The following is a 25,013-nucleotide window of genomic DNA, read 5'->3' as shown; positions in this document are numbered from 1 at the left end:
AACGGCGCCGCGCATGTGGGACTAGGCACAGAAAGTTGAGGCGCTAGTATCTCTCCCAAACAAGAACCGTCCAGGGAGAGAAACATGTCGCATCACCTGATCTCGCGCCGGCAGATGCTGGCCGGCACCGCGGCCGCCGGCGCGGTTGGACTGACCGGATTTCCGGCCCGCGCCGACGTCAACTGGAAGAAATATTCCGGCACCACGCTCGAGGTGATTCTCGCCAAGGGGCCGCGCGGCGACAATCTGCAAAAATACATCAAGGAATTTACCGAGCTCACCGGCATCAAGGTCGAGTCGGAGCAGATCCCCGAGCAGCAGCAGCGCCAGAAATGCGTGATTGAGCTGTCCTCGGGCAAGCCGAGCTTCGACGTCGTGCACCTCAGCTATCACGTGCAGAAGCGGCAGTTCGAGAAGGCCGGCTGGCTCGCCGACATGTCGGGCTTTCTGAAGGATCCGAGCATGACGCCGCCGGACCTCGTCGAGAGCGATTTCTCGGCGGCCGGGCTGCAATATGCCCGCAACGACAAGGGCCAGATGCTGTCGCTGCCATGGTCGGTCGACTATTTCATCCTCTACTACAACAAGGAGCTGTTCCAGAAGAAGGGCGTCGAGGTCCCGAAGACGCTCGAGGAGATGGCAATCGCGGCCGAGAAGCTGACCGATCCGAAGGAAGGCATCTACGGCTTCGTCGGCCGCGGCCTGCGCAACGCCAACATGGCGATGTGGACCAACTTCTATCTGAACTATGGCGGCGAATTCCTCGATGCCAAGGGCAACATCCTGACCGACGGCCCCGAGGCGATCGAGGCCACCAAGCTCTATCAGCGCCTGCTGACGAAATGCGCGCCTCCCGGCGTCGCCGGCTTCAACTGGATGGAGTCGATGGCGTCCTTCACGCAGGGCAGGTCCGCGATGTGGATCGACGCCGACGGCTGGGCGCCGCCGCTGGAAGATCCCGCCGCCTCGCGCGTCGTCGGCAAGGTCGGCTACACGCTGGTACCCGCCGGTCCCAAGGGCAAGTTCTCCTCGACCTATGGCGACGGCGTCGGCATCGCCGCGGCGAGCAAGAACAAGGAAGCCGCCTATCTGCTCTGCCAATGGGTGGTCTCGCGCGGACAGGGCGCGCGCCTGCTGCAGGCCGGCGGCGGCGTGCCGTTCCGCAACTCCATCGTCGACGATGCCGAAGTCGCCACGGGCGTGAAGACCAAGGAATGGCTGCAGTCGGTGATTGACTCCGCCAAGATCTCCAAGCTCGGCCTGCCCGTCATCATCCCGGTCGCCGAATTCCGCGACATCGTCGGCGCCGCGCTGACCGCGACGCTGTCGGGCGCCGATCCGGCCACCGAGCTGAAAAAGGCGCACGAGCAATTCCGCCCCATCCTGGAGCGTAGCGAAAAAGCGTGAGCGTGGTGACACAGACTGAGCCGGCGGCGGCCAGCAAAGCGTTTTCAAGCGAAGTGGGTACCGGTTCGCGTGAAGAAAACGCGTCAAAGCAAGAGTCCAGAGCCGCAGGCTCTGGAGAGGCCGCCCCGGCGCGTGAATGGCGTCCGCCGTCCTATTGGCCGTTCGTGATCCCGGCGCTCGTCGTGGTGCTGGCGGTGATCATCTTTCCGTGGGTCTTCACGATCTGGATGAGCCTGCAGGAATGGAAGGTCGGCTCGCCGACTGTGTTCGTGGGGCTCGCGAACTATCTGCGGCTGCCGACCGATCCGCGCTTCGTCGAGGCGGTCGGGCACACGCTGTCCTATACAGCGCTGTCAGTGCTGTTGCCGCTGGTGTTCGGCACGCTGGCGGCGGTGGTATTCCATCAGAAATTCGCCGCGCGCGGTTTCCTGCGCGGCATCTTCATCATGCCGATGATGGCCACGCCGGTGGCGATCGCGCTGGTGTGGACCATGATGTTCCACCCGCAGCTTGGCGTCTTGAACTATCTGCTGTCGCTGGTCGGGCTGCCGCCGCAGCTCTGGGTGTTCAACCCAGCGACGGTGATCCCCTCGCTGGTGCTGGTCGAGACCTGGCAATGGACGCCGCTGGTGATGCTGATCGTGCTCGGCGGCCTCGCCGCGATCCCGACCGAACCCTACGAGAGCGCGCAGATCGACGGTGCCAATTTCTGGCAGGTGTTCCGCTTCATCACGCTGCCCTTGATCATGCCGTTCCTGTTCATCGCCGGCATGATCCGCATGATCGACGCGGTGAAAAGCTTCGACATCATCTTCGCGATCACGCAAGGAGGGCCGGGCTCGGCGTCGGAGACCATCAACGTCTATCTCTACAGCGTCGCCTTCGTCTATTACGACCTCGGCTACGGCTCGGCGATCGCGGTGGTGTTCTTCCTCCTGATCGTGGCGCTGGCGGCACTGCTGCTTTACTTGCGCAAGCGCCTGCTGTGGACATCTGAACTCGGGGGCGAGGCATGAACCCGCGCCAGATTCTCGGGCGGATCGGGCTTTGGCTGTCGGTGTTCGTCATCGTCTCGCCGGCGATCCTGTTCTTCCTCTGGATGGCCTCGCTGTCGCTCAAATTCGAGATCGACAACGCCTCCTACCCGCCGGTGTTCTTTCCGGAGCATATCGCCTGGAAGAACTATGCCGACGTGTTCGCCTCCAACCGGTTCCTGACCTATTTCAGCAACAGCCTTGTGGTCACCGGCTGCGCCACGGGCCTTGCGATGCTGGTCGGTGTGCCCGCGGGCTACGGGATCGCGCGGATGGCCGCGCATAAATCGGCGATCGTGATCCTGATCGCGCGCATCACGCCCGGCCTGTCGTATCTGATCCCGCTGTTCCTGCTGTTCCAGTGGCTCGGCCTGCTCGGCACGCTGGTGCCGCAGATCATCATCCATCTCGTGGTCACGGTGCCGATCGTGATCTGGATCATGATCGGCTATTTCGAGACCACGCCGCTGGAGCTGGAGGAAGCTGCGCTGATCGACGGCGCCACCCGCTGGCAGGTGTTCCGCCATGTCGCGCTGCCGATCGCAAAGCCCGGCCTTGCGGTTGCCTTCATCCTCGCGGTGATCTTCTCCTGGAATAATTTCGTGTTCGGCATCGTGCTGGCCGGGCGTGAGACCCGCACGCTGCCGGTCGCGGTCTATAACATGATCTCGTTCGACCAGCTGAGCTGGGGCCCGCTCGCCGCCGCCGCCTTGATCGTGACGGCGCCGGTGCTGCTGCTCACCGTGATGGCGCAGCGGCAGATCGTGGCGGGACTGACGGCGGGTGCGGTGAAAGGCGGCTAGTCCCCGAGCGCCTCCAGCACGGCAGCTGAATCGGTGACCCAACCAAAGATGCCGCCCTGGGCCTTGATCATCTTCAGACCCATCTCGTGGAATTCCGGGAAGTAGGACGCGCAGCCGTCGGAGATCACGACGCAGCGGTAGCCGCGATCGTTGGCCTCGCGCACCGTGGTGTTGACGCAGACCTCGGTGGTCACGCCGCAGACCAGGAGATTCTCGATGCCGTATTTCTGCAGGATGTCGCCGAATTCGGTGGCGTAGAACGCGCCCTTGCCGGGCTTGTCGATCACGATCTCGCTGTCGAGGGGATAGAGCTCGGGAATGATGTCGTGCCCCGCCTCGCCGCGGATCAGGATTCGTCCCATCGGTCCGGGATCGCCGATCCGAAGCGACGGCGCGCCGCGCTCGACCTTCGCCGGCGGCGCGTCGGAGAGATCGGGCAGATGGCCCTCGCGGGTGTGGACCACGAGCAGCCCGGCGTCGCGCACCGCCGCGAGCACCGCGGCGATCGGCTGCACCGCGCGGGCAAGCCGGCTGACGTCATTGCCGAGCGTCTCGCCGAAGCCCCCTCGCTCCATGAAATCGCGCTGCATGTCGATGATGACGAGCGCGGTCCTGCTCCAGTCGAGCGTGATCGGCGCCGGCTCCGCCGCGATCGTCCCGCTTGAATTCGCCATGACGCACGCCCCGAATGCGAGAAAACCCGCATTTGATTAAGCAAACCGCGTGCCATTGCGCAATGATGCGGCGCATCGCGGCGATCCCGATCAGCATGTGACCGTACGCTGCATTTGCGCATTCTGCGATCTTGCTGGCATGATCGTTGCTAGCTGGGAGCCCGACCGAACGAAGATCATCGTTCGCGAAATGACAGCCCATTTCAAACAGGCGGGAGGACAGGCATGAATGGACTTGGCGGTCTCAACAAATCACCGAACGGCGTCGTGATCGGACTGGTGCAGCTGCAGTTGCCTGTGGTTGCGACAAGGTCCGACCTGGCACGGCAGACGGAGCGCATCGTATGGATGGTCGGCAAGGCGCGGCGCAACCTCGGAACCATGGACCTCGTCGTGTTCCCCGAATACTCGCTGCACGGCCTCTCGATGGATACCAATCCGGAGATCATGTGCCGGCTCGACGGGCCTGAAGTCGCGGCTTTCAAGCGGGCCTGCATCGAGAACAAGATCTGGGGCTGCTTCTCCATCATGGAGTTCAACCCGCATGGTAATCCCTATAATTCAGGGCTGATCATCGACGATCACGGCGATATCAAGCTGTACTACCGCAAATTCCATCCCTGGATTCCGGTCGAGCCGTGGGAGCCCGGCAACATCGGCATTCCCGTGATCGATGGACCGAAAGGCGCGAAGATCGCGCTGATCATCTGCCATGACGGCATGTTCCCGGAAATGGCCCGCGAATGCGCTTACAAGGGCGCGGAGATCATGATCCGCACCGCAGGCTACACCGCGCCGATCCGCGACAGCTGGCGCTTCACCAACCAGGCCAACGCGTTCCAGAACCTGATGGTGACGGCCAATGTCTGCATGTGCGGCTCGGACGGGTCGTTCGACTCGATGGGCGAAGGCATGATCGTCAATTTCGACGGCAGCATCATCGCGCACGGGACCACGGGGCGGGCCGACGAGATCATCACCGCCGAGGTGCGGCCCGACCTCGTGCGCGAGGCGCGGATCAACTGGGGCGTCGAGAACAACATCTATCAGCTCTGGCACCGCGGCTATGTCGCGGTGAAGGGCGGTGCGATGGATTGCCCCTACACGTTCATGCAGGACATGGTGTCCGGCCGCTTCCGCCTGCCTTGGGAAGATCAGGTCAAGATCACCGACGGCACGTCCTGCGGCTTTCCCGCACCGACACGGATGTTCGGCAAGACCGCGAAGGCCGCCGAGTAGCCGGCCCTTTGATGTGAGCATGATCTCTTCGGAAAACCGCTCCACACTTTTCCGGATCATGCTCTACTTGAAGAAGTGCACGAGGCCGATGCTCAAGCCCAGCAGCAGCATCAACGACAGCGTGACGGCGGCCGTCACCCGGCCGCCGACGGTCGAGAGCACGCGGACATCGACGCCGAGCCCGAGCGCTGCCATCGAGACGACGGTGAGGATCGCCGCCGTCTTGGTCACCGGCGCGATCGCGATATCGGGCACGAGTTGGAACGAGCGCAACGCGGCCAGCACCAGGAAGCCGATGATGAACCAGGGCACCAGCTTGAACGGGCTGATCGAGGCGGCCTTCGAGGTGCCCTCCCTGGCGGCGCCGGCCTTGCGCCGCCGCGCCACCAGCAGCGAGAGGCCGATCACGATCGGGCCCAGCATCAACACCCGCACCAGCTTGACCAGCGTGCCGATCTGGGTGCTGACGATGCCCGCCGGCACGGTCGCTGCCAACACCTGCGGCACGGCATAGACGGTGAGGCCGGCGAGGATGCCGTATTGCGTCGCCGTCAGCTTCAGCAGCGGGATCAAGAGCGGCAGGCCGAGCACCATCAGCACGCCGAGAATGGCGGTGAACGAGATCGACGAGGCGATGTCGTCGCCATCGGCCTCGATCACCGGCGCCACCGCCGCGATCGCCGAGTTGCCGCAGATCGAATTGCCGCAGGCGATCAGGATCGCGAGTTTGGTCTTGAGCCCCAGCATCCGGCTGAGGCCATAGCTCACCGCCAGCATGATCACGACGGTCACCGCGATGGCGCCGATCAGCAGCCCGCCCGACGCCACGATCGCGGCAAAGCTGATGGAGGCGCCGAGCAGCATCACCGCGACCTCAAGCAGCTGCTTGGCGCTGAAGGCAATGCCCGAGCGCCAGCGCGCCGACGGCTCCCAGGCGGTGCGCACCGCCATGCCGAGCAGGATCGCGACGACGAGGGCCTCGATATAGGGATGGTCGAAAACGCGCTCCTCGGCGGCCTGGATGCCGAGCGAGATGACCGTGACGACCCCGCAGAGCAGAATCCCCGGAATGAGCTGGAATATGCGCCGCAGCGCCCCCTGCTTCTGCCCCTGGTCTTGTTCTTGTTCCGGCACAAAATCCTCTTTTCGGAGAAGATTTTATGCGCCAAGGCACACCTCTTGGCTAATATATTTTCGGACTGCCCCGATAGAGAGAAGTTATGTCCCTCAACCTGCATCTGCTCCGCCTGTTCGCGGCCGTGGCGAGGACCGGAAGTTTCTCCCGCGCCGCCGACCTCCTGCACATCAGCCAGCCGGCGATCTCCAAGGGCGTGCGGGATTTCGAGCTGCAGGTCGGCTGCCGGCTGCTCGACCGCACGCCGAAGGGGGTGCGGTCGACCCGGGAGGGCGCGGCGCTGGCGCGGCATGCCGAGACGCTGTTCGCGGCCGAACGCGCCGCCGAGGACGAATTGCAGGCGCTGCGCAACCTCGACAGCGGTTCGCTGCGGATCGGTGCCAGCACCACGATCGCGACCTACATGATCCCGGAATATCTCGGCGTGTTCCACCGCGCCTTTCCCGGCATCGATCTGCATGTCGTCAGCGCCAACACCAGCGACATCGCCGCGCTGATGCTGGGACACGAGATCGAGATCGCGCTGGTCGAGGGACCGGTCGAGGACGAGAATTTGGTCAGCGAAGCCTGGCGTACCGACGTGATGGCGCTGATTGCGGGTCCGGATCATCGCTTCGCAGCGGTCCAGGGGCCGATCGACATCCGGTCGCTGAACGACGAGATCCTGATCGTGCGGGAACCCGGCTCAGGCACGCGCGAGGTCGTCGCGCAGGCGCTGGCGGCCCACCACGTCGAGCCGCAGCGGACGCTCGAGATCGGCAGCACCGAGGCGATCAAGCAGGCGGTGGCATCAGGCGTCGGCGTCGCCATCGTGTCGATCGCAACGATCGACGATCAAGTGAAGCTCGGAAAGCTGAAGGTGATCCCGATCAAGGGCATCCATATCGAGCGCACGCTCTGGCAACTGAAATCGCCCGGCCGGCTCGAGGTGCCAGCGGCGGTCGCGTTCGAGGGGATCATTCGGGAGGCGCAAAGGGCCAGGACGGCGCCGCGCGGACCTGCGGCTAGAGCGCGGCGAACAGACCCTGCGCCCAGGCAACGGCATGCTCGAAGCTGAACACGCCGGGCTCGAAATAGACGGCCCGTGCCAGCACGATGCCGACCACCAGCACCCAGAACACGCTGGTGCCCGCGGTCTTCAGCCATTTCGACACGCCCTCGCTCGCGATCGAAGGATCGACCGCGGGGACCGGCTCGCCGAAGGGATCGAATGCGGATTGGCTCATCGTCGTGACCATCAGGAATATCCTCAGAATGTCGCGACGACGGGGGCGGAAGCAAGGGTAGTGGAATGCCTTTTGCGGCGGTTACTTGGAAGGACGTTTTCCGGCCAGAAAGCCGGGGAGCATTTCCTTCTCGGCGTCGCCTGTAGCCATCAACTGTCGGTCACGCGCTGCGGCGCCACGCGTGGCAGCGTGATGCGCATGCGTGTCCCCATACCCGGCGCACTTTCGAGATTGAGCTCTCCGCCGAGCCGGTTCGTGACGATGTTATGAACGATGTGCAGACCAAGCCCGATGCGGCCGATGTCGCGGCGCGTGGTGAAGAATGGATCGAAGGCCTGCCGCAGCACGTCGTGATCCATCCCGCAACCGTTGTCGGCGAACAGGATCTCGACCTGGTCCGCGCCTGAGGCGCGGAGCCGGATCGCGATGATGCCGCCCTTGCCATCCGGGAACGCATGCGCCACCGAATTGACGAACAGGTTGGTCAGCACCTGGCCATAAGGGCCGGGATAGCTGTTCATGGCAAGACCGGGCGGGCAATCGACCTCAAGCGCCAGGTTGTTCTTCGGCAAGGCCGGACGCAGGCTCGAGAGAACCTGCTCGGTCGCCGCGCCGAGATCGAACTGGCTCCGGTCGAAATAGCTGCGATCGACGGCCACCTGCTTGAACGATTGCACCAGGTCTGCCGCGCGCTTGAGGTTGCCGACAAGCAGCGACGAGGCGCTTTCGACGACCTCGATGAAATCGCTCAGGCTGGATCGCTTCAGCTTGCCGCGCGCAGCCTCGGCAGCGAAGTCGGCGCATTTCTGCTCCAGCACCGAGGCGACGGTGAGACTGGTGCCGACCGGACTGTTGATCTCGTGCGCGACGCCGGCCACCAGCCGGCCCAGCGCCGCGAGCTTTTCCGCCTCGATCAGCGACGCCTGGGTCTCCTGCAGATGGTGCAAGGCCTTCTCGGCTGCATCGCGCGCGGCGCGGATCTCGCGTTCGCTGCGCTTGCGATCGGTGATCTCTTCGGCCGCAACGTTGACGCCGACGATGCTGCCGTTCGGTTCGCGCTGCGGATGCCAATGCGTGATCCAGCATCGCTCGTCATTGTGGCCGGGGCGCTGGCCGTAAACCTCCACGTCGGTGACGGGCTCTCCGGTCTCCATGATCGAGCGAACGATACCCTCGACGGCCGAAGCCAGCGCGGGCACGCAATCATGCACCGTGCGCCCGAGGTGACCTTCGACCGAAATGCCGCAGATCTCGGTGAGCCGCTGGTTGATCTGAAGGTAACGGCAATCCGGTGAGAGATAGGCGAGCCCGATCGGTGCAGTGTCATAGATCAGCTGCAGCGCCGGTTGTTTTGGGAACTGAACGTCCTGGACGACGGACGACCTCATGTCCACTACCCCCCGTTGCACCAAGTCTAGCGCTTCACGCCCGGCCCGCAAATAGGCCAGCTGAGCCGGAAACGGTGGTCTGATCTGTCCGGATCAGGCATGGGTCGGGCCGGCAGCGGCCCCTGACCAGTGCCTGCGGCGTGCTGACGCAACGTGGGCAGCGAGCGCCCCTCGGCGCAGGCCTGCGAAGCGCGCAATTTCAGCTATTCACTGCAACGTGCGGACGAAAATTCTCGACGACGCGCAGCAGCACCCGCGCGCCGATGTCGGCATCGGCGAGTTCGACATGCTCGGCCGGATTGTGGCTGATCCCGCCGCGGCAGCGCAGAAAGATCATGCCGATATCGGCGACATCCACCATCGCCATCCCGTCATGCCCCGCCCCGCTCGGCAGCTCGAACGCGGCATAGCCCTCGGCCGCGATGGCCTCGGCGATCTGCGCCTTGAGCCACGGCGCGCAGGGCACGCTGCGGTTCTCGTGGGTGACGTCGATCTGCAAGGCGAGGTCGCGGCGTTTTGCGATCGCCTCGATCTGCCGCACGATGTCGGCGACGGCGCGCTTGCGATGCATGTCGTTCTGCGAGCGGATATCCATGGTGAAGGACACCTTGCCCGGGATCACATTGGTGGCGCCCGGCATCGCGTTGACATAGCCGACGGTGCCGACGAGGCCTTGTTCGTCGGACCTGCAAAACTGCTCGATCGCAACGATGCATTCGGCAGCACCCGCCAGCGCATCGCGCCGCAGCTTCATCGGCACCGTGCCGGCATGGCCGGCGACGCCGGTGAGACTGGCGGCAAGCCTTGTCGCGCCCGAAATCGCGCTGACGACGCCGACCGGCAGCGCCTTCTCTTCCAGCACGGGACCCTGCTCGATGTGCAGCTCGACATAGCCGAGCAGATCGCGGCGGGCGCGCGCCGCCTTGCCGATATGATCGGGATCGAGCCCGAAGGCGACCAGCGCATCGCGCATCGAGATGCCGGCGCGATCGCGCGTGTTGACCACGCTCTCGTCGAAGGTGCCGGCGACCGCGCGGCTGCCGAGCAGGGTCGAGGCGAAGCGCACGCCCTCCTCGTCCGCAAAGCCCACGATCTCGATCGCGAACGGCAGCCGCCTGCCGCGCCGGTTCAGATCGGCGACGCAGGCGATTGCGGTGATGACGCCGAGCGGGCCATCCCATCTGCCGGCGTCGCGCACGGTGTCGTAGTGCGAGCCGAGCATCAGCGCCGGCAGCCCCGGCCGCTCGCCCTCGTAGCGGCCGCAGACATTGCCGATCGCGTCGAGATGCGCGCTCATGCCGGCCTCGCGCATCCAGGACAGGATGAGATCGGCAGCCTTGCGATGCTCGTCGGTAAGGAAGATTCGCGCCAGATGCTCCGGCGTCTCGGAGATCGTCGCGAGCCGATCGATCCGCGCCACGATCTCTTCGCCAAGGGAAGACGGTTTCGAGGACGGTTTGGTCTCGCTCATGCTGTTTCCCATCAATCCAACGCCGCCGCCGGAGCCCGCTTCACTCGTAGCAGGCCCGATCCGATTCACCAGCCGGCAAATGGCGCGTTGTGCGCAGGTCTCGACCGGGCTCGCACCGGCTGTCCGGCGGTTATCGACTGCTTAACGGCATTGCATACAACAGCGATCGATCGCTCATAAAATAGGCAAATCGATCTCAATCGGGATTCCGAGCGTTCCGGGAACGATCACCATTCTCACGTACATCCAACCATTTACGGAAGACTGATCGCCAAACATGCTCTGGCATGAAGCTTGCGACACTTCCCCCAAGCTCCGCCGACAGGCGGCTGCGACAGGGACAGGCGGGCCGGACCCGCCGGAGGGAGCGAGCGATGGATTTTGGCAGGATTTCAAGAAGGCATTTATTGCAGGGCAGCGCCGCACTGGCGCTCGGCAGCACGCTCGGCATTCGGGGCGCGGCGGCAGCGGAAACCACGATCGGCTTCATCTATGTCGGGTCGCGCGACGACTACGGCTACAACCAGGCGCACGCGCAAGGAGCCGCGGCGGTGAAGAAGCTTCCCGGCATCAAGGTGGTCGAGGAAGAAAAGGTGCCGGAGACCGATGCAGTCGAGAAGACCATCGAGTCCATGATCAATCTCGACGGCGCCACGCTCATGTTCCCGACCTCGTTCGGCTACTACAATCCGCACGTCCTCAAGATGGCGGGCAAGTTTCCAAAACTGCGCTTCGAGCACTGCGGCGGCCTGTGGTCCGACAAGGACCCGAAGAACGCCGGCAGCTATTTCGGCTATATCGACGAGGCGCAATACATCTCCGGCATCGTGGCCGGCTATTCGACCAAGAGCGGCAAGCTCGGCTTCGTCGCCGCCAAGCCGATCCCGCAGGTGCTGCGCAACATCAACGCGTTCACGCTCGGCGCCCGGCTCGCCAATCCGAAGGCGACCACGCAGGTGATCTTCACCGGCGACTGGTCGATGCCGGTCAAGGAAGCCGAGGCTACCAACAGCCTGATCGACCAGGGCATCGACGTGCTGACCTGCCATGTCGACGGACCAAAGACGATGGTCGAGAACGCCGCGCGCCGCGGCGCTCTCGTATGCGGCTATCACGTCAACCAGTCGCCGCTGGCGCCGAAGGCCTATCTCGCCGGCGCCGAGTGGAATTGGGAGGCGCTCTACCCGAAATTCGTCAAGATGATCACCGCCGGCGAAGCGATCCCGAACTTCTATCGCGGCGGCCTCAAGGAAGAGATCGTCAAGGTGTCGCCCTATGGCGAGATGGTGTCCGCCGAGGCGCGCAAGCACGCCGACGACGTCAAGGCCAAGTTCATGGCCGGCGAGTTTACGATCTTCAAGGGCCCGCTCGTCGACAACAAGGGCAAGACGGTGATCGCGTCCGGCACCGATCGCGGCCAGCAGGATCCCGAGCTCGAGAAGATGGACTATCTCGTCGAGGGCGTGATCGGAGCCACCGCGTGACGACGGAAACGGCGGAATCGGTGGAGGCGGCCGGCATCGCTCCGGCCGTTGATCCCGGATTCCTCCAGCGCCACGGCGCGAGCATCGAATACATCCTGATCCCGGCCGCGGCGCTGGTCGGCGCGCTCGCGGTGTTCGGCGGCTTTGTCGCGCTCTACGGCAAGAACCCGCTCGATCTGTATTTCTACATGTATTACGGCGCGTTCGGCACCGCCTTCTCCTGGCAGAACACGCTGACCCGCGCCGCGCCGCTGATCCTGACCGCGCTGTGCACGGCGCTGCCGGCACAGCTCGGCATGGTGATCATCGGTGGCGAAGGCGCCCTTCTGATCGGCGCACTGTCGGCGACCGCGGCGGCGCTGGCGGTGCAGGGCGCGGCGCCGATCGTGGTGCAGATCGCCATGGTGATCGCGGGCATGATCGGCGGCGGCCTCTGGATCACGCTGTCGGGCGGCCTGCGGCAATATCGCGGGGTCAACGAGACGATCTCGAGCCTGCTGCTGGTCTATATCGCGCTTGCGATTCTGAACCATCTGGTCGAGGGGCCGATGCGCGATCCGGCGAGCCTCAACAAGCCGTCGACGCGCGAGATCGGCGCCGCCAACATGATCGGCACCATTCCCGGCACCGACGTGCATTGGGGCCTGGTGTTCGGCCTCGTCGCCGCCATCGCCGCCTACATCCTGATCTATCACACCACCTTCGGCTTCGCCGCGCGCGTCGCCGGAGGCAACATCCGCGCCGCCAAGATCGTCGGCCTCAGTGTCGGGCAAACTGATCCTGACCGTGTGCTTCCTCGCCGGCAGCTGTGCCGGGCTGGCCGGCATGATCGAGGTCGCGGCGGTGCAGGGCCGCACCAACGCCAACCTCGCGGCGGGCTACGGCTTCACCGGAATCCTGGTCGCGTTCCTGGCGCGGCAGAATCCGCTGGCGATCATTCCGGTGGCGATCCTGCTCGGCGGCATCTCGGCCTCCGGCGGCCTGTTGCAGCGGCGCCTCGGCCTGCCCGATGCCTCCGTGCTGGTGCTGCAAGGCATCATCTTCGTGTTCGTGCTGGCGAGCGACGCGCTCTACGGGCGGATCGGCTTCCTGAAGGGAAAGTCCTGACATGGCGGATGCATCGCTCGGGCTCTGGACCGTCCCGCTGGCCGTGTTCGGCGGCGCCATCCGCGTCTCGACGCCGTTCCTGTTCGTCAGCCTCGGCGAGTGCATCACCGAGCGAAGTGGCCGCATCAATCTCGGCCTCGAGGGCACGCTGGTGATGGGCGCGATGAGCGCCTACGGCATCTCCTATCTGTCGGGCTCGCCGTGGCTCGGGGTGCTCGCGGCCGGCATCACCGGCGCGCTGTTCGGCGCGCTGCATGCCGGCATCTGCTCGCTGCCGCGCGTCAACGACATCGCGGTCGGCATCGCGCTGATGCTGCTCGGCACCGGCCTCGCGTTCTTCCTCGGCAAGCCGCTGATCGAGCCGACCGCGGCCCGGCTGCCGGCGATCGATTTCGGCTGGTGGAGCGACGTGCCGCAGGTGCGCGCGGCGCTGCGCATCAACGTGCTGTTCCTGATCGGCGTCGCGATCGCGCCGCTGCTCTATTGGGCCTTCAGGACCACGCGCTGGGGCCTCTTGATCCGCACCGCCGGCGAGAGCGCCGATGCGGCGCGCGCGATGGGCCATTCGGTGCTCTTGATCCGGTTGCGCGCCACCATGGTCGGCGGTTTCCTCGCCGGCATCGGCGGCTCGTTCCTGTCGCTGTTCTATCCCGGCAGCTGGAACGAGGGTCTTTCCTCGGGACAGGGCATCACCGCGGTGGCGCTGGTGATCTTCGCGCGCTGGGACCCGATGCTGTGCCTGTGGGCCTCGCTCGCCTTCGGCGGCGCGGCCGCACTCGGGCCCGCGCTGCAATCGGTCGGCATCACCTCCGGCTATCATTTGTTCAACGCCGCGCCCTACATCCTGACGCTCGCGATCATGATCATCACCTGCTCGCCGAAGCGCACGCTGACCGGCGCGCCCGCCGAATTGTCCATCACCCGATAGCATCTCGAAAGATCATTTCATGCCCGAGCGCTTCATCAAGTCCGAGCCCTACGCCTGGCCCTACAATGGCGATCTGCGGCCGCAGAATACCGCGCTCATCATCATCGACATGCAGACCGATTTCTGCGGCGTCGGCGGCTATGTCGACAAGATGGGCTACGACCTCTCGCTGACCCGGGCGCCGATCGAGCCGATCAGGAAGCTGCTCGCGGTGATGCGCGCGCAGGGCTTTCACATCATCCATACGCGGGAGGGGCACCGGCCTGATCTGGCCGACCTGCCCGCCAACAAGCGCTGGCGCTCGCGCCAGATCGGCGCCGGCATCGGCGACCCCGGCCCCTGCGGCCGCATCCTGGTGCGCGGCGAACCCGGCTGGGAGATCATTCCCGACCTCGCGCCGCTGCCGGGCGAACCTGTTATCGACAAGCCCGGAAAAGGCTCGTTCTGCGCCACCGACCTCGAACTGATGCTGCGGCTGCGCGGCATCGAGAACATCGTGCTGACCGGCATCACCACCGATGTCTGCGTTCACACCACGATGCGCGAGGCCAACGATCGCGGCTTCGAATGCGTGCTGGTCGAGGACTGTTGCGGCGCGACTGACAAGGGCAATCACGACCACGCGCTGAAGATGATCAAGATGCAGGGCGGCGTGTTCGGCGCGGTGACCAAATCCGCCGACCTGATCGGGGCGCTGTCGTGATCATCGGCGAGCCGCCCGCACCATCAGGCGCGTTCGGCGTCGACGCCATCGCCATGACGATGCGGTTCGGCGATTTTACAGCGCTCGACAATGTCGAGCTCAAGGTGCGTCCCGGCTCGTTCCACGCGCTGCTCGGTGAGAATGGCGCGGGCAAGAGCACGCTCGTCAAATGCATCATGGGCTATTACCACGCCACCGAAGGCGACATCCTCGTCGGCGGCCGCCAGCAGGCCATTGCCAATCCGAAGGACGCGCATGCGCTCGGGCTCGGCATGGTCTACCAGCACTTTACACTAGTGCCGGCGATGACGGTCGCCGAGAATTTGGTGCTGGCGCGCGACGACGTGCCTGCCGTGGTCGACTGGCGCAAGGAGAAGAAGGAGCTGGAGGCCTTCCTGGCGCGGATGCCGTTCAAGGTGCCGCTCGATGCAAAGGTCTCCGACATCTCCGCCGGCGAACGGCAGAAATGCGAGATCCTCAAGCAGCTGTACCTGAAGCGCCGCTTCCTGATCCTGGACGAGCCGACCTCGGTGCTGACGCCGGGCGAAGCCGACGAGGTGCTCGACATGCTGCGCGCGATGGTGGTCGCGGGCGAGCTCACCATCCTGATGATCACGCACAAGTTCCGCGAGGTGATGGCCTTTGCCGACGAGGTGACCATCCTGCGTCGCGGCAAGCTTGCCGGCAGCGGCCGGGTCGCCGAGCTGACGCCGGACGAGATGGCCCGCACCATGATCGGCGCCGAACAGCTGACGGTACAACCGCCGCGCACCGGCGAGACCGGAGCGGCCCGGCTCGAGCTCGACAAGCTCACCGCGCTTGACGATGCCGGCGCGATTGCCGTGCACGGCGTATCGCTGACCGTGAAAAGCGGCGAGATCGTCGGCATCGCCGGCGTCTCCGGCAACGGCCAGCGCCAGCTCGTGGAGGTGCTGGCCGGCCAGCGCGAGGCCGAGAGCGGCGTGATCCGCGTCCAGGGCGAGACCTATGCGGCGAGCCGCGCGGAGATGCGGCGCCACAGGATGTCGCTGTTGCCGGAAGAGCCGCTGAAGAACGCCTGCGTCGGCGGCATGAGCGTCGCCGACAACATCGCATTCCGCGAATTCGATCGCGCTCCGTTCGCGCGCGGCGGCTGGTGGCTGAACCGTGCCGCCTTCCGCAACGACGCCGAGCGCAAGATCAACCGCTACAAGATCAAGACCCGCACGCCGGAGACGCCGATCGCGGCACTGTCGGGCGGCAATGTCCAGCGCGCGGTGCTGGCGCGCGAGCTCTCGGGCGACGTCGAGGTGCTGATCGCCGCCAATCCCTGCTTCGGGCTCGACTTCGCGGCGGTGGCGCAAATCCACGCCGAGATCATGGCCGCCCGCAACCGAGGCGCGGCGGTGCTCTTGGTCAGTGAGGACCTCGACGAGCTGCTGGAGCTGTCGGACCGGCTGGTCGTGATGTTCCACGGCGCGTTCGTGCATGAGGCCCGCGCCAGCGAGGCCGACCTCACCGAGATCGGCCGGCACATGGCCGGCCACTAGAGCAAATCACGGATCAGTTGCGCGCCGGCGCCGCCGCGCGCTGCCGTGCCGGCGCGCCGCGCAGGAACGCCCGGCCGAAATCATCGACCGCGGGCGCCAGGATCGCCCGATCGCGCGGCAGCGCGTCTGGCATCTCGTCACGGATGAACGCCAGCAGCTTCTCGCGGATCTCGCAACGCAGGTCCCAGGATTGCGGTGCATTCCGTGCACTGATCAGCGCGCGCAGCTCGATGGTGCGCGGGTGGGTGTCGATCACCTGCAGATTGACCACCGCGCCGTCCCAGAGCCGCGACTCCTTCGCCGCCTGCTCCAGCCTTTTGCGGATCGCCGGCACGTCGGCGCTATAATCAACATGCAGCGCAATCGCACCGATCAGGGATTGCGCGTCGCGCGTCCAGTTCTGGAACGGGCGCTCGATGAAATAGGACAGCGGTACCACCATGCGCCGCCAGTCCCACAGCCGGATCACGACATAGGTTGAGGCGATATCCTCGACCCAGCCCCATTCGTTTTCGATGATGACCGCGTCCTCGATCCGGATCGGCTGGGTCACGGCGATCTGCACGCCGGCGATCAGATTGCTCAGCAACGGCCTTGCGGCAAGACCGACGATCAGGCCGGCGGCGCCGGCGGAGGCGAACAGGCTGACGCCGTATTGCCTGACCGAGTCGAACGTCATCAGCGCGGTGGAGACCGCGATGATGACGATCAGCGTGTCGGTGACCCGCTTGAAGACGCGCACCTGGGTGACGTGCTTGCGTGCCAGGAAATTCTCGGCAACGTCGAGGCGAAATTTATCGAGATACCTGGCCGACGCCATGTCGACGGCGCGGATCGAGATCCAGCCGATCAGCGCGATGACGGCGACGCCGAAGAAATGGCTGAGTGTCAGCCGCAGCAGATCGTTGAGCGGCGCCAATGGCAACACCAGCGCGACGGCGGCAAGGCACAGCGCCAGCCGTGACGGACCGGCTGTCCGGTCAAGCAGCATCGGCGCGACGGAATTCTTTGGTCCCACCATGCGATGGACGATGCGTTGCGCGATGGAGTGAACGACGAGCGCAACGGCGATCGCAGCCGTGATCAGGACGAGGCCGACCACCCAATCCGGAACCCAGCGAAATGTGTGTTCCAATCCGGTTACGATCTCCTGGACGTCTTGCATGAAACCCGCCTGCTCCCGCATTGCAGGCTGCTAACGCGTGGAATCCGGGATCGCTTCTGACGTCTGTGCAACGCAGCAATTCACCCGATGCAATTCGAATGCGCAGGATGTTGCGTCAATTCGGCTGGAGTGGCACCGGCGCTAGCCGATCTCAAACGCTTCCGCGGCGAGATGCTTCATATTGGCGTGCCAATGCTCGGCGATTTGAAGCCGGGTCGGCGCCCAGACGTGCTCGTGCTTCTGGATGTAGTCGAGAAAGCGCATCAGCGCGGCGGCGCGGCCGGGACGCCCGACGACGCGGCAATGCAGACCGATCGACATCATCTTCGGTGAGGTTGCGCCCTCGGCATAGAGCACGTCGAAACTGTCCTTCAGGTAGGTGTAGAACTCCTCGCCGCCGCCGAAGCCCTGCGCGTTGATGAAGCGCATGTCGTTGGCATCGAGCGTATAGGGGATCACGAGATGCGGCTCGGTGCCGGCTGCCTTGATCCAGTACGGCAGATCGTCGGCATAGGAATCGCAGAGATAGCGCAGGCCGCCCGCCTCCATTAGAAGCCGCAGCGTGTTGATCGAGGAGCGGCCGGTGTACCAGCCGAGCGGCCGCGCGCCGGTCGCCTCGGCATGCACGGCAATGGCGCTGGCGATCTCCTCGCGCTCCTCGTCCTCCGACATGTCCTTGTGCTCGACCCAGCGCAGGCTGTGGCTCGCGATGTCCCAGCCCGCCTCCTGCATCGCGGCGACGACGTCCGGATTGCGCTTCAGCGCCATCGCGACGCCGAACACCGTGGCCGGCAGCTTCCGCTCGGTGAATATCCGCCACAGCCGCCAGAAGCCGGCGCGCGCGCCATATTCGAACATCGTCTCGATATTGGCGTGCCGCCGGCCGACCCAGGGCTGCGCGCCGAGCACGTCGGACAGAAACGCTTCCGAGGCGCGATCACCGTGCAGGATGTTGTTCTCCCCGCCCTCCTCGAAATTGACCACGAATTGCACGGCGATGCGCGCCGCGTCGGGCCATTTCGGATCGGGCGGATTGCGGCCGTAGCCGCGGAGATCGCGCGGATAGCGGGCCTCGGTCACATCAGATTTCCTCGAAGCGGATGTTCTGCGCGCCCTTCCACAACACGGTCTTGCCGAACGCGGTGAGGTTCTCCAGCCCCGAGGTCAGCGTGATGAAGTGATTGCCGGCGAGCTGGCCCATCTTGCTGGCGAAGTGCACGCCGCCATAGGCGAGCAGGATCTCGGTCTCGCTGATGCCGCCCGGATAGAGGATGATCTGGCCCGGCGCCGGATAGCTGGTGTGGTTCTCGTAGGACACGCCGAAGTCGAGATCGCCGAGCGGCATCCAGACGCCCTCGCCGCTCCAGCGCACGTGGATCGCCTGGCTCTCGAACGGCATCGCCTTGCGGAACGCGGCGACCGTCTTCGGCGCCAGCTGCTCCTCGAAACGGGCGTCAAAGGTGAACTCGCCGGCGCGGACAATCAGTTTGCTCATCGATCTCTCGTGGGTGGGCTAAGAAGTGATGTCCCAACCATTGCCGCCGGCCCGGGCCGGACGCAAGGCCGATTCCGGGCCCGGAGCCCGGTTTTTCGCCGCGCGGCGGCCTCCAACGCAGATTTGAGCAGAGTTGCATTGCGCCGCGCCTTCCCGTTTGCGTCCTGCGAGGGTACGTCGAACAGGGTGACCCTGATGACAACAAGCAGTCTGCACGGACATGTGGCGCTGGTGACCGGCGGATCGCGCGGCATCGGCGCGGCGATCGTCAAGATGCTGGCGGATGCCGGCGCAGCCGTCGCCATCAATTATCGCGAGCGCTCGGCCGAGGCGGAGACGCTAGCGAAGGGCATCATTGCCGCCGGCGGCCGCGCCGTCGCGATCGCCGCCGACGTCTCGGAAGCTGCCGCCGTCACCGCGCTGGTCCAGCGCGCCAAATCCGAGCTCGGCCCGGTCGACATCCTCGTCAACAATGCCGGGATCGCGATCGTCAGGGGTGTCGACGACCTCACCGAGGAGGATTTCGACCGCACCATCACGGTCAATCTCAAATCGGCGTTTCTCTGCACGCAAGCGGTGCTGCCGATGATGCGCACCCGGAAATGGGGCCGCATCGTCAACATCTCCTCCGGCGCGGCGCGCGGCGCCGGCTCGATCGGGCCGCACTACAACGCATCCAAGGCGGCGATGGAGGGGATGACCCGCGGCTATGCCGCACGCCTTGTCAAGGAAGGCATCACCGTCAACGCCGTGGCGCCGTCGCTGATCGAGACCGACATGATGAAGGGAAAGAGCGAGCTCGTCAGCCGGATCCCGGTCGGCCGTTTCGGCACCGCCGAGGAGGTGGCGCAGGCCGTGATGCTGCTGGTCAATAATCCCTACATGACCGGACAGACCATCGCGATGAGCGGCGGCATGGCGTTCAACTAGGGCACGTACCCATAAGCCCAGCGGCATCATGCGATGAAGCTTACGTCCGCTTTGTCCTTATAGCGGTCATTTTGTGCAGCATCGGAATATGTCGCGATGGGCCAACTCCGGACTCTTGCATCGCAAGTGTCCCGCAAAATGACGGGCCAATTCAAATGTCCGTCCGGAGTGGTGCCTGCTACTTGCAGCCGCGGCAAATCGTAAGCTTGCCCTTTAGTTTGTCATCGTCCCCGGGATCGACCGATTGCTGCCGAGAGACACGATCCGCTTCTTGATCGAGCTTGGGCTGCTTTGCCCGGTGTGACCTGACGGGTCGCGTCGTCCGGCTTGACGTGTCGTCGTCGATGCCGACGCTAAAACCATCGTAATCGGGGACCGGTCTAGCCGACGGCGGCGACCTGTCGATCACTTGTGCTGGCGAAGCGCTGCCTGACTCTACCGGCGTGTGTTCGACAGTGGCAGATCGCGGGGCAGTGGAGCGTGGCAAAGAATCTTCAGCAGCCCGGGGCGGTACCGAACTCTTAGCGGTCGCCGTCGGCGGCCAGACGCTGTTGGTTGCGCCCGGAGATGCCGATCTCTCATCCGGCGGCGGCGGCGCAAGCGAAAGCGGAGGGGAAAGCGAGGTCTGACATCTCGCGCTGTCTTGTGACCAAACTCCCGCCGCCAACAAACCAAGGGCCAACAGTGTTGCGTTCTTCATTACTCGTCCTGCAAATCACTTGGAATGAAAGCATTGATCGCGTGACTCCTATCGCCACGCTTCGGCAAGAATTTCCACATCTGACATGGCGATCAAAAATTGACGGAAGTTGGGAGCCATGGGCGGATACATGCGCGCTTCGGTCCACCCTCGTTACTGGCCCCACTGCCCACTTCGGGTCCAATCGCGACCGTTTGGCCCGGTCTCGGCAAGATCCGGTATGCACCTCACAGCGGACCGTTTGGCGGTCGGGTGCATTGATCGCGATGGGCCATCAGCGGTGGTTCAGCCTTGCCTCATCCCGGTAACCCTCAAAACCAGGGCTCGACAGGCCTCCGGGCCACCAGGCTCCGGCCCAATTCGCGGGACCAACAACCCGGTGACGAAATACCCAAACCGGCATAGCATCCGCGCATTGGAGGCGATCATGTTCAACCCAACTCAAATTGTCATCCAAGCGTTTGTCGATCAGCTTAAGGGTACATACGGCCAAATCTACGGAATCCTCGAGCCCGCCTATCCGGACATCATCGGTTTCGTTGGGCGCCTCGCGTTGGAGAATATTGCCAATAGCGATGCGGCCTACCACGACATGAACCACACCATCATGGTGACGTTGGTCGGACAGAACATTTTACTCGGCAAGCATACGAGCGAAGGCGGCGTCAGGCCGCGCGACTGGCTCCATTTCATGATTTCGCTCTTATGCCACGACATCGGCTATGTACGCGGGGTATGTCGAGGCGACCGGGACGGACTTTATGTTTGTAACGAAAACGGTGATCGCGTCCGGATATCTGCTGGAGCCACGGACGCATCCTTGACCCCCTATCATGTGACACGATCCAAGCTCTTTGTCCGCGAGCGTTTCGGCAAGGTGAGCTTGACCTCCATCGACACAAAGGAAATCGAGGCGAACATCGAGCACACGCGCTTTCCGGTACCGGGGGAAGAGGAGCATACCAGTACGGCGGATTATCCCGGCCTGCTTCGTGCCGCGGATTTGATCGGCCAATTGGCCGACATTGACTATTTGCGGAAGACGTCAGCCTTGTTTGCCGAATTTCGGGAGACTGGCGCAAGCGAGAAACTCGGATATCAGACCCCCGATGATCTACGTGCAGCGTACCCTGCTTTCTTCTGGAAGGCCGTCTGCCCCTATATCGGCGACGCACTTCGATATCTGCGGGTCACGCAGGAAGGTAAGCAATGGATCGCCAACCTTTACGCGCACGTGTTCTCGGAGGAGCACAGGGGAGCGATTACTCGAGCATAGCCGGGTGGAAGAATAACTGGCTATGCCGTCTTGACCGGCTCGTTCGATTGCCTTACGCCTCACGCCATGAACCGCTCGATCCTGATCGCCAATCTCTGGTGGCTGGCTCGCCGACTGACAGGCGGGCCGAACGCGTTCATGCATTTCGGGGCCGCCGCATTGGGCGGCCTTTTTCTTTCACCTCATCCAGCCCGCATGCGGTGTCCCCATTCAAACGAATGGAGATAAGCCGTGACCAAACCGATCATCCTCACCGGCGACCGCACCACCGGGCCGCTGCATCTCGGCCATTACGTCGGCTCGCTCAGAAGCCGTCTCGCGTTTCAGGACAGCCATGAGCAATACCTGCTGCTCGCCGACATGCAGGCGCTGACCGACAACGCGCACGACATCGGCAAGGTCCGCGGCAACGTCATCGAGGTCGCACTGGATTATCTCGCCGTCGGAATCGATCCCGAACGAACCTCGATCTGCCTGCAGTCGCAGCTTCCGGCGCTCGCGGAATTGTCGATGCTCTATCTCAACCTCGTCACCGTCGCGCGGCTGGAGCGCAATCCCACCATCAAGGACGAGATCCGCGCCCGCGGATTCGGACGCGACATCCCGGCGGGCTTCCTGTGCTACCCGGTGGCGCAGGCCGCCGACATCACCGCGTTTCGGGCCACCGTCGTGCCGGTCGGCGAGGACCAGGCTCCCCTGATCGAGCAGACCAACGAGATCATCAGGCGCGTCAACGCGCTTGCCGGCCGTGCGCTCCTGCAGGAGGCGGTGGCCGTCATACCGCGCGCGGGACGGCTGCCAGGCGTCGACGGGCGCGCGAAGATGAGCAAATCCGCCGGCAATGCGATTGCTCTCTCGGCCTCGCCCGGCGACATCTCGGCCGCGGTGCGCGCGATGTTCACCGATCCCGATCATCTGCGCGTCGGCGACCCTGGCAAGATCGAGGGCAATGTCGTCTTCAGCTATCTCGACGCGTTCGATGACGACCGGCACGCCGTCGAGGAATTGAAGGCGCGCTATCGGCGCGGCGGTCTCGGCGACGCAGCGGTCAAGCGGCGGCTGGAGGACATCCTGCAAGCCCTGATCGCGCCGATCCGGGCCCGGCGCGCCGAGCTGGCAAGCAATCGCGACCATGTCGCTGACGTGATCAGGCGCGGAACCTCGAAAGCCCGGGAGATCACCGAGCGCACCAAGCGCGATGTGATGGCGGGACTCGGCGTGTTCCAGCTCTGAATGCGCTGTCATCAAACCAAGGCAGGAACTGTGCTTGCCTGTAAGGGTTGTCCGCTTGGCGAAAACCGGATTTGGAGCTTGTCGTGATCGATCCGAAAACGCTTCTCGAACGCGCCGCGCAATTGACCGATCAGGCCAAAAGCGAGGAAGAAGCCGGCATCCGCGAGCGGCTGCTGCGCATGGCCGAGCATTACCGCGACCTGGCCGCGCATGAGGCCTGGGCGAACGAGAACCCGCCATCGGTCGGCGCGATCACCAGTGCGCTCAGCTCCCGCGCCCATTGACCTGTTCTTCGTCAGCTCACGCGAATGCGATAGCCCAGTGACTGCCGCGCACCCGGCGCGATGTGCATGAGGCCGGGCTTGCCGGCGAACTCGCCATCGAATTCGACAGGGCTGGCGAAACCGTACCACGGCTCGATGCAGAGGAACGCCGCGCCACCGACCTTCGACCAGATGCCAAGTTCGCGAAAGCCGCGCCACGACACCTCGATCGCAGGCCCCTGCGCAGCAGCAAAGCGGACCGATGCGCTCGCGACCTGATCGAGGATCATGGCGTCGTCGTCGAACAACTGCTCCGACAACGCCAGCACGCTGCCCTTGATCGGACTCGGCTCGGCTTGCGGCCGCATCAGTCCCTCCGTCAGCCGGCGGATCGGCGCCGGCTCATCCTTCGCGAAGGTCAACGCGTACGCCTCCTTTGCCAATCCCGGAAGCAGCGGCCAGTTGAAGGCAGGATGACCGCCGAGAGAGGCCGACAGCGTCTCGGCGCCGGTGTTGACGATGTCGAAGGCGACATCGAGATCGGCGCCATCAACGGTATAGGTGACCTCGAGCCTGAACGCGAAGGGATAGCGCGCACGCGTCTCCGTATCGTCGGTGAGCGCAAGCTTGCAGGATCGGGGCCCCTGCTCCACCCAGGCAAAGCGGCGATCCCGCGCGAAGCCGTGCTGCGTCATCGGATAGGTCTTGCCGTTGTGGCGCAGCGTATCGTTCTTCAAGCGGCCGACGATCGGGAACAGGATGGGGGCATGGCGCGGCCATTGCGGGCCGGCCTGCCACAACAGTTCGGTCCCGTCGGCATTTCTGAGCGACGACAATTCGGCGCCCTGCGCCGAAATGGTCGCGGCGATTCCTTCGCCGCGCAGCGTGTGACTGTCGCTCATGCCTCGCCTCGCCGGGTTGCGCTATGCCCCGACAGGAGATGTTCGAAGCCGGCGAGGCCGTCAACCCCAAAGCAATAGCGCCGCCCACGCGTGGCGGCCCACGCTCCGGACCTAACCGGTAATCTTGGAGAAATCGGGCTGGCGACGCTCGGCAAAGGCGGCAAAGGCCTCGCGTGCTTCCGCACTCATCAGTCGCTCCTGGAAGATCTCGCCCTCGCGCGCCATTTGCGCGCTGATCCTGGCGGGGTCGCGCATCAGCGCCTTGGTGTGCTGGAGCGAGCCGAACGGCCGCTTCGCCAGCGCGTCCGCCGCCGCGCGTGCCTTGGCGCGCAGGTCCGCGAGCGGCACAACCGCGTTGGCGAGGCCGATCGAGACCGCCGTCTCCGCCTCGACCGGTTCGCCGAGCGCGAACATCGCATAGGCCCGCGCATAGCCGATGCGCTGCGGCAGCAGATAGGTCGAGGCCGCCTCCGGCACCAGCGCCAGATTGACGAACGGCGTGATCAGCCGCGCAGTCGGCGCGAGGTAGACGAGGTCGCAATGCAGCAGCATAGTGGTGCCGATGCCGACCGCATTGCCCTGCACGGCGGCAACCAGCGGCCGCGTCGCCTTGGCAAGTCCGGCGAGGAAGCGCGTCACGTGGCGCTCGCCCTGCACGCCGCGCGACACCGCCGCGAAGTCGGCGAGATCGTTGCCGGCGGTAAAGCTGTCGCCGTCGCCCTGCAGCAGCACGGCGCGGATCGCGGAATCGCCCTCCGCGCGCTCGAGCGCATCGGCCATCGCGCCATACATCGCGTTGGTGATCGCATTCTTCTTGTCCGGGCGCGCCATCGTCACGGTGAGGACACCGCCGTCCAGCGCTACGACCACTTCACTCATGCTTCACTCCTGTTGCTCGCTTCCTGCTTGACGCGTCTTCTT

Annotated in this window: 23 protein-coding genes and 1 pseudogene; 14 read left to right on the top strand and 10 right to left on the bottom strand. The window is 64.7% G+C overall.

The genetic code is table 11. The annotated features are described in order from the left end of the window. Positions 1 to 84: 84 nt before the first annotated feature. The 3 genes from ACVMB1_RS04145 to ACVMB1_RS04135 all read left to right on the top strand — a co-directional run bounded on the left by ACVMB1_RS04145 (position 85) and on the right by ACVMB1_RS04135 (position 3,244). Complete coding sequence (locus ACVMB1_RS04145; RefSeq protein ID WP_076824449.1) at positions 85 to 1,407, top strand: ABC transporter substrate-binding protein; 1,323 nt, start codon at positions 85 to 87, stop codon at positions 1,405 to 1,407. Between the two features lie 164 nt (positions 1,408 to 1,571). Then, complete coding sequence (locus ACVMB1_RS04140) at positions 1,572 to 2,423, top strand: carbohydrate ABC transporter permease (RefSeq protein WP_229191509.1); 852 nt, start codon at positions 1,572 to 1,574, stop codon at positions 2,421 to 2,423. Further along, positions 2,420 to 3,244 carry a carbohydrate ABC transporter permease gene (locus tag ACVMB1_RS04135; RefSeq protein WP_038383999.1) on the top strand — a complete coding sequence of 275 codons (825 nt, stop codon included), beginning with the start codon at positions 2,420 to 2,422 and terminating at the stop codon, positions 3,242 to 3,244. The genes ACVMB1_RS04140 and ACVMB1_RS04135 overlap by 4 nt, the downstream gene beginning before the upstream one ends. Here the strand turns inward: ACVMB1_RS04135 and ACVMB1_RS04130 are convergent. Continuing rightward, the gene (locus ACVMB1_RS04130; RefSeq protein WP_076824447.1) at positions 3,241 to 3,918 is read right to left on the bottom strand and encodes a cysteine hydrolase family protein; all 678 of its coding nucleotides are present in this window, start codon (positions 3,916 to 3,918) and stop codon (positions 3,241 to 3,243) included. The two genes, ACVMB1_RS04135 and ACVMB1_RS04130, sit on opposite strands and share 4 nt — an antisense overlap. A 225-nt stretch (positions 3,919 to 4,143) precedes the next feature. Here ACVMB1_RS04130 and ACVMB1_RS04125 point away from each other — a divergent pair, with 225 nt between their 5' ends. After that, positions 4,144 to 5,157, top strand: a complete 1,014-nt coding sequence (locus ACVMB1_RS04125; protein ID WP_028339439.1) for a formamidase — start codon at positions 4,144 to 4,146, stop codon at positions 5,155 to 5,157. Between the two features lie 63 nt (positions 5,158 to 5,220). Here the strand turns inward: ACVMB1_RS04125 and ACVMB1_RS04120 are convergent, their stop codons facing one another. Then, positions 5,221 to 6,291: a YeiH family protein gene (locus ACVMB1_RS04120; protein ID WP_141340943.1), complete on the bottom strand. Its 1,071-nt coding sequence runs from the start codon at positions 6,289 to 6,291 to the stop codon at positions 5,221 to 5,223. An 86-nt stretch (positions 6,292 to 6,377) separates the two neighbouring features. Here ACVMB1_RS04120 and ACVMB1_RS04115 point away from each other — a divergent pair, with 86 nt between their 5' ends. Next, positions 6,378 to 7,349 carry a LysR substrate-binding domain-containing protein gene (locus ACVMB1_RS04115; RefSeq protein WP_076824443.1) on the top strand — a complete coding sequence of 324 codons (972 nt, stop codon included), beginning with the start codon at positions 6,378 to 6,380 and terminating at the stop codon, positions 7,347 to 7,349. Here the strand turns inward: ACVMB1_RS04115 and ACVMB1_RS04110 are convergent. The 3 genes from ACVMB1_RS04110 to ACVMB1_RS04100 all read right to left on the bottom strand — a co-directional run bounded on the left by ACVMB1_RS04110 (position 7,297) and on the right by ACVMB1_RS04100 (position 10,377). After that, positions 7,297 to 7,530, bottom strand: coding sequence for a hypothetical protein (locus ACVMB1_RS04110; protein WP_016843102.1), 234 nt, complete (start codon positions 7,528 to 7,530; stop codon positions 7,297 to 7,299). The two genes, ACVMB1_RS04115 and ACVMB1_RS04110, sit on opposite strands and share 53 nt — an antisense overlap. Before the next feature lie 137 nt (positions 7,531 to 7,667). Beyond that, a complete protein-coding gene (locus tag ACVMB1_RS04105) occupies positions 7,668 to 8,906 on the bottom strand; it encodes an ATP-binding protein (RefSeq protein WP_076824441.1) in 1,239 nt (412 codons plus the stop codon). A 199-nt stretch (positions 8,907 to 9,105) separates the two neighbouring features. Continuing rightward, positions 9,106 to 10,377: an allantoate amidohydrolase gene (locus ACVMB1_RS04100; RefSeq protein WP_076824439.1), complete on the bottom strand. Its 1,272-nt coding sequence runs from the start codon at positions 10,375 to 10,377 to the stop codon at positions 9,106 to 9,108. Positions 10,378 to 10,751: 374 nt separating this feature from the next. Here ACVMB1_RS04100 and ACVMB1_RS04095 point away from each other — a divergent pair, with 374 nt between their 5' ends. From ACVMB1_RS04095 to ACVMB1_RS04075, 5 genes and pseudogenes are all read left to right on the top strand, one after another. After that, positions 10,752 to 11,861, top strand: a complete 1,110-nt coding sequence (locus ACVMB1_RS04095; RefSeq protein ID WP_456814099.1) for a BMP family ABC transporter substrate-binding protein — start codon at positions 10,752 to 10,754, stop codon at positions 11,859 to 11,861. Beyond that, positions 11,858 to 12,968: pseudogene (locus ACVMB1_RS04090) on the top strand (ABC transporter permease). Before ACVMB1_RS04095 ends, ACVMB1_RS04090 begins: the two are co-directional and overlap by 4 nt. Position 12,969: 1 nt before the next feature. Next, on the top strand, positions 12,970 to 13,896 hold the full coding sequence (locus ACVMB1_RS04085) for an ABC transporter permease (RefSeq protein WP_028339446.1): 927 nt from the start codon (positions 12,970 to 12,972) through the stop codon (positions 13,894 to 13,896). Between the two features lie 19 nt (positions 13,897 to 13,915). Next, complete coding sequence (gene biuH, locus ACVMB1_RS04080; protein ID WP_057015253.1) at positions 13,916 to 14,599, top strand: biuret amidohydrolase; 684 nt, start codon at positions 13,916 to 13,918, stop codon at positions 14,597 to 14,599. Then, a complete protein-coding gene (locus ACVMB1_RS04075; protein ID WP_141340941.1) occupies positions 14,596 to 16,128 on the top strand; it encodes an ABC transporter ATP-binding protein in 1,533 nt (510 codons plus the stop codon). The genes biuH and ACVMB1_RS04075 overlap by 4 nt, the downstream gene beginning before the upstream one ends. 13 nt (positions 16,129 to 16,141) lie before the next feature. Here ACVMB1_RS04075 and ACVMB1_RS04070 read toward each other — a convergent pair whose 3' ends face one another. The 3 genes from ACVMB1_RS04070 to ACVMB1_RS04060 form a co-directional block, all read right to left on the bottom strand. Further along, positions 16,142 to 17,293, bottom strand: a complete 1,152-nt coding sequence (locus ACVMB1_RS04070) for a mechanosensitive ion channel family protein (RefSeq protein WP_076824483.1) — start codon at positions 17,291 to 17,293, stop codon at positions 16,142 to 16,144. A gap of 141 nt (positions 17,294 to 17,434) precedes the next feature. Continuing rightward, the gene (puuE, locus tag ACVMB1_RS04065; RefSeq protein WP_076824431.1) at positions 17,435 to 18,373 is read right to left on the bottom strand and encodes an allantoinase PuuE; all 939 of its coding nucleotides are present in this window, start codon (positions 18,371 to 18,373) and stop codon (positions 17,435 to 17,437) included. 1 nt (position 18,374) lies between these two features. Beyond that, entirely contained in the window at positions 18,375 to 18,788 is a 414-nt protein-coding gene (locus ACVMB1_RS04060; RefSeq protein ID WP_016843084.1) for a DUF3830 family protein, read from the bottom strand. Between the two features lie 195 nt (positions 18,789 to 18,983). Between ACVMB1_RS04060 and ACVMB1_RS04055 the strand changes: the two genes are divergently transcribed. From ACVMB1_RS04055 to ACVMB1_RS04040, 4 genes are all read left to right on the top strand, one after another. Then, positions 18,984 to 19,718, top strand: a complete 735-nt coding sequence (locus ACVMB1_RS04055; protein WP_076824481.1) for an SDR family NAD(P)-dependent oxidoreductase — start codon at positions 18,984 to 18,986, stop codon at positions 19,716 to 19,718. Positions 19,719 to 20,845: 1,127 nt separating this feature from the next. Further along, complete coding sequence (locus ACVMB1_RS04050) at positions 20,846 to 21,694, top strand: Npun_R2479 family HD domain-containing metalloprotein (RefSeq protein WP_076824479.1); 849 nt, start codon at positions 20,846 to 20,848, stop codon at positions 21,692 to 21,694. Between the two features lie 231 nt (positions 21,695 to 21,925). Continuing rightward, positions 21,926 to 22,927 carry a tryptophan--tRNA ligase gene (gene trpS, locus ACVMB1_RS04045; RefSeq protein WP_076824428.1) on the top strand — a complete coding sequence of 334 codons (1,002 nt, stop codon included), beginning with the start codon at positions 21,926 to 21,928 and terminating at the stop codon, positions 22,925 to 22,927. A gap of 83 nt (positions 22,928 to 23,010) precedes the next feature. Then, positions 23,011 to 23,211 carry a hypothetical protein gene (locus ACVMB1_RS04040; protein WP_076824477.1) on the top strand — a complete coding sequence of 67 codons (201 nt, stop codon included), beginning with the start codon at positions 23,011 to 23,013 and terminating at the stop codon, positions 23,209 to 23,211. An 11-nt stretch (positions 23,212 to 23,222) separates the two neighbouring features. On the opposite strand, the gene ACVMB1_RS04035 is transcribed toward ACVMB1_RS04040, so the two are convergent. Both ACVMB1_RS04035 and ACVMB1_RS04030 read right to left on the bottom strand, forming a co-directional pair. After that, on the bottom strand, positions 23,223 to 24,092 hold the full coding sequence (locus ACVMB1_RS04035; RefSeq protein ID WP_076824426.1) for an aldose 1-epimerase family protein: 870 nt from the start codon (positions 24,090 to 24,092) through the stop codon (positions 23,223 to 23,225). Positions 24,093 to 24,203: 111 nt separating this feature from the next. Next, positions 24,204 to 24,971 carry an enoyl-CoA hydratase-related protein gene (locus ACVMB1_RS04030; protein ID WP_076824424.1) on the bottom strand — a complete coding sequence of 256 codons (768 nt, stop codon included), beginning with the start codon at positions 24,969 to 24,971 and terminating at the stop codon, positions 24,204 to 24,206. Positions 24,972 to 25,013 lie beyond the last annotated feature (42 nt).

This window comes from Bradyrhizobium sp. USDA 4504, assembly GCF_054063995.1.
This window is presented reverse-complemented; position numbering and strand designations above follow the sequence as displayed.